At 68.8% G+C, this 4,282-nt stretch carries 3 protein-coding genes; 2 read left to right on the plus strand and 1 reads right to left on the minus strand.

The window, feature by feature from the left end; all coding sequences use genetic code 11:
* Positions 1-149 precede the first annotated feature (149 nt).
* On the minus strand, positions 150-1,460 hold the full coding sequence (locus tag WAW85_RS05855) for an adenosylmethionine--8-amino-7-oxononanoate transaminase (protein WP_422558703.1): 1,311 nt from the start codon (positions 1,458-1,460) through the stop codon (positions 150-152).
* A 153-nt stretch (positions 1,461-1,613) separates the two neighbouring features.
* On the opposite strand from WAW85_RS05855, the gene WAW85_RS05860 reads away from it, so the two are divergent.
* Complete coding sequence (locus WAW85_RS05860; RefSeq protein ID WP_422558704.1) at positions 1,614-2,174, plus strand: TetR/AcrR family transcriptional regulator; 561 nt, start codon at positions 1,614-1,616, stop codon at positions 2,172-2,174.
* Positions 2,171-4,282, plus strand: a 2,112-nt coding sequence (treY, locus tag WAW85_RS05865) for a malto-oligosyltrehalose synthase (protein ID WP_422558705.1), incomplete at its 3' end; no start/stop codon positions are given. The genes WAW85_RS05860 and treY, both read left to right, overlap by 4 nt.

Below are 4,282 nucleotides of genomic sequence, written 5' to 3' on the forward strand. Positions count from 1 at the left end.
GCCGAGGTAGTCGTTGGACGCCAGATTGACCTCAGCGGCGCCCACCGGGCGGGCGATGGGCGACCGGTGCAGACCGGCAGCCGCCGTTGCGGCGGCCGCATCGGCGAGCCAGGCCAACGGGTCAGCCAGGCCGGTCAGCATCGGCCCGCTCATGCGGGCACCGATGGGCTCGCCGCGAGCGTCGCGCGGGTGGCGGCCACCATGCCGCCGGCAATGGCGTCCACTTCATCGGGCGTACAGATATACGGCGGCATCGCGTAAATGAGGTTGCGGAATGGTCGCAGCCAAATGCCTTGGGCGATGGCCGCATCCGTCGCCGCGACCATGTTCACGTCGCTCTCGAGTTCGACGACGCCGATGGCGCCGAAGGTGCGTACCTCGCGGACGCCGGGCACTCCGTCCAACACACCCAGGCCGGTCGCCAGTCGCTCGCCGATCATCGCGACGGACGCGCGCCAGGTGCCGTCGTCGAGCAGCCCGAGCGATGCGGCGGCCACCGCACACGCGAGCGGGTTGGCCATAAAGGTCGGACCGTGGGCCAGCCCGCCCGTCTCGCCCGCGCTGATCACCCGGGCCACCTCGTCGGTGGTCATGGTGGCGGCAAGGGTCAGGTAGCCGCCAGTGAGCGCCTTACCCAGGCACAGGATGTCCGGGCTGATCCCGGCGTGGTTCACGGCGAACAGTTCGCCGGTGCGTCCGAATCCGGTGGCGATCTCATCGCAGATCAGGAGCACATCGTGCCGGTCGCACAGGCCGCGCAATGCGGCGATCAGCTCCGGCGAATGGAAGGCCATGCCACCGGCGCCCTGGACCACCGGTTCCACGATGATTGCGGCGAGCGAATCAGCCGAGCGGGCCAGCACGTCGTCGAGCATCGCCACGTACGACGACATCGCGTCCGCATCGCTGCCCAGCCGCGGCGGCGCGTCCACAAAGACCTGCTCGTGCAGCACACCGCGCCACATCGAGTGCATCCCGCCCTCCGGATCGCAGACGCTCATCGGCGCGAGGGTGTCACCGTGGTAGCCGCCGCGCCAGGTCAGCAGGCGGCGTTTGTCCGGGCGACCGCGGCTGCGCTGGTACTGAATGGCCATCTTCACCGCGACTTCCACCGACACCGATCCGGAGTCGGCGAAGAATACCTTGGTCAGCGGCCTGGGCGTGAGCTCGACGAGCTTGGCGGCGAGGACCGCAGCTGGCTCGTGCGTCAACCCGCCGAACATCACGTGCGCCATCGACTCCAGTTGCCGGTGCACCGCCGCATCGAGGACCGGGTGCGCATAGCCGTGCACCGCCGCCCACCAGGAGCTCATCGCGTCGATCAGTTCAGGGCCGTCGGCCAGCCGCAGCCGCACCCCGCGGCACGAGGACACCGGGCGCGGTGCCACCGACGACGGAAAGCCGCCGTACGGATGCCAGACATGCTCGGCATCGATACCGACGATCTGCGCAGCATCCATGTCGACACCTCCTCCGCGGCGCCGGAGCCGGGCCGCCCCGCGTTCGTGAACACTGTACAGGCCCGCCCTGGACGCCGTACAGGACCGCCCTGAACGCCCGGTGTCCGTCCGGCCGCGCCCACGATACTGGCGCCTGCCGATAGGGTGATCGGTGTGGGAAATACGCGCGCGGACATACTTCACGCCGCCCGCGGCATCCTGGCCCAGCACAGTCTCGCGGAGCTGACCATGCGCCGCTTAGCCGCCGAGGTCGGCGTCGCCCCGAACGCGCTGTACTGGCACTTCGCCGATAAGCAGACGATGCTCGCCGCGCTCGCCGACGATCTGCTCGCCGAGGTCCCCGCCCGTGACGATCTGCCTTGGACATCAGCGCTGGCGGCAATGGCACAAGATATGCGCGCCGCGCTGCTCGCTGTCCCGGACAGCGCCGAGGTGGTGTCCTCGGCGTGGGCGTCCGGGTTGGCCGGGAACGATCTGGCGAGTCGGTTCGCGGGGATCGCCGCCAGCGGCGGCCTTCTCCCCTCGGCGGCCGGCGGCGTAGCCACCGCGCTCTGTCAACTGACGATCGGCCTGTCCATCGAGGAGCAGACGCGCGCCCAGATGGAACGTCTCGGCGTTATCGGCCGGTCCGGACGCGACTACACCGCCGAGTTCACCGCCGCCCTCGACGTGATCGTCGACGGCGCCCGGGCCGCCAGCGAGGCCGCACGATGACCGCGATTCCCCGCGAACCCGTCGCGACCTACCGGATACAGCTCACCGAAGACTTCGCCTTCGCCGAAGTCGTCGGCATTCTCGACGACCTCGTCGAACTCGGGATCTCCCACCTGTATCTATCGCCGATCCTCGCCGCAATGCCGGGATCGACACACGGCTACGACTGGGCCCCACCGGCACGCATCGCCGAGGCGCTCGGCGGTATCGACGGCTTCCGACTGCTACGCGGCCACGCCGCCGCGGTCGGCATCGGTATCCTGATCGACATCGTCGGGCACCACGTCGGCATTCGAGACGCGCGGCACAACCCGTGGTGGGCGGACGTCCTACGGTATGGCCGGGATTCCCGCTACGCAGACTACTTCGATCTAGCACTGCGCGAGACGCCCGGCGCGGACGAGCGGATCGTGTTGCCATACCTCGGTAGTATCGACGACCTCGAGGCGCTGCTGCTCGACAACGACGGCTACCTCCACCTGCACGAATGGGTGCTGCCGACCGCGCGCGGCACCGCTCACCCCGGCGACGATCCACGCGTGGTCCTCGACCGGCAACGCTACCGGCTGATCCTCGCGACCGAATCCGGCTTCGGCTACCGGCGCTTTGTCGACATCTCCGAACTCGCCGCGCTGGCGACAGAGGTCGACGACGTCTTCGAGGCCAGCCACGCGTGGCTGCGTGCCCTGGTCGCCGAAGACCTGATCGACGGTGTGCGCGTCGACCATCTCGACGGTTTCCGCGATATACCGGGCTACCTGACCCGGCTCCGTGCACTCGTCGGCGACGAGCGCCTGATCTACGTCGAAAAGCTCCTGGCCGTCGATGAGTCGCTCGATCGCGCCCTGCCCGTCGACGGCACCACCGGCTACGACCAGCTGCAATTGATCGAGGCCGCCTTCACCTCACCGCCGGGCATTCTGGAGCTCGACGAGATTTACCACTGGACAACCGGCTTCCACGGCGACGGCGAGCAACTGGCCGCTCTCGCCCGCACGGTGCGCGAAGAAACCCTCCGCAAAACGTTCACCACCCGCCTGCGCTGGGCGTCGACCGAGATCGCCGCAGTGCCCCCGGGAGTCCCCTTGCACCTCGCCGAACAAGCCGTGGCAGCCTTTGTCACGCGCCTGACGATCAGCCGCCCGGATACCCCGCAGTCGCGCCAGCAAGTACACGAGACGATCACCCTGGCGCGCGCTGCCCTGCCCGGTGCCACTGCCGGATTCGATGCGCTGGCGGCCGTCTTCACCCACCCAGAGGCCTACCCCGACGCCATCTTCCGGGTCAGCGACCTCGCCGCCGTCGTCGCCGCCAAAGCCATCGAGGCCGTCGGCTTTCACCGCACCGCCCGCCTGGTTTCGACCCAGGAACTCGGATGCAATCCGCGCCGCCCCACCATCAGCCGCGCCGACTTCCACGAACGCAATCAGCAGAGAGCCCACTGGTGGCCACTGGCGATGACGGCCCTGACCACGCACGACACCAAACGCAGCAGTGACGTCCGCGCCCGGATCGCCGTGATCGCCCAGGTACCGCAACGCTGGAATCTGCTGGTCCGCGAGATCTGGCGGCGCTACCCACCGCCGCACGAGCGCACCGCCTACCTGCTCTTACAGAACCTGGTCGGAATCTGGCCGGTCGACGGCCCGCCCGACGCCGACCTGGCCGGACGCATATCCGCGTACACCACCAAAGCCATCCGCGAGGCCGGAGTCATCAGTTCCTGGGCGGAGCAGAACTTGGAAGCCGAACAGCAGACCCAGGACTGGATCTCGCGCGTGACGGTCGGCGACGCGGCCACCCGCATCTCCGAGTTCGTCGCGCTGATCGCCCCCACCGGCCGGGAGGAATCGTTGTCCCGGGTCGCCCTCGGACTACTCGGTCCGGGCGTCGGTGACCTCTATCAAGGCACCCAATGGTGGTATGACGCACTCACCGACCCGGACAACCGACGGCCCGTGGACTACCGGCAGGATCACCACCATCCGAAATTCCGGCTGATCAGCGAGGCCCTTGCCGTCCGTCGCCGGCACTCCGCAGCCTTTGGCCGCCGCGGCCGCTACCTCGAACTGAGCGCACGCGGCGACCGCGCACGTCATGTACTCGCG

It is taken from the genome of Gordonia sp. (in: high G+C Gram-positive bacteria), from assembly GCF_049299075.1.
Taxonomy (GTDB): domain Bacteria; phylum Actinomycetota; class Actinomycetes; order Mycobacteriales; family Mycobacteriaceae; genus Gordonia.

Coding starts and splice junctions, on each gene's coding strand:
- WAW85_RS05855 (WP_422558703.1), bottom strand. CDS start 1,460: ATGGATGCTGCGCAGATCGTCGGTATCGATGCCGAGCATGTCTGGCAT.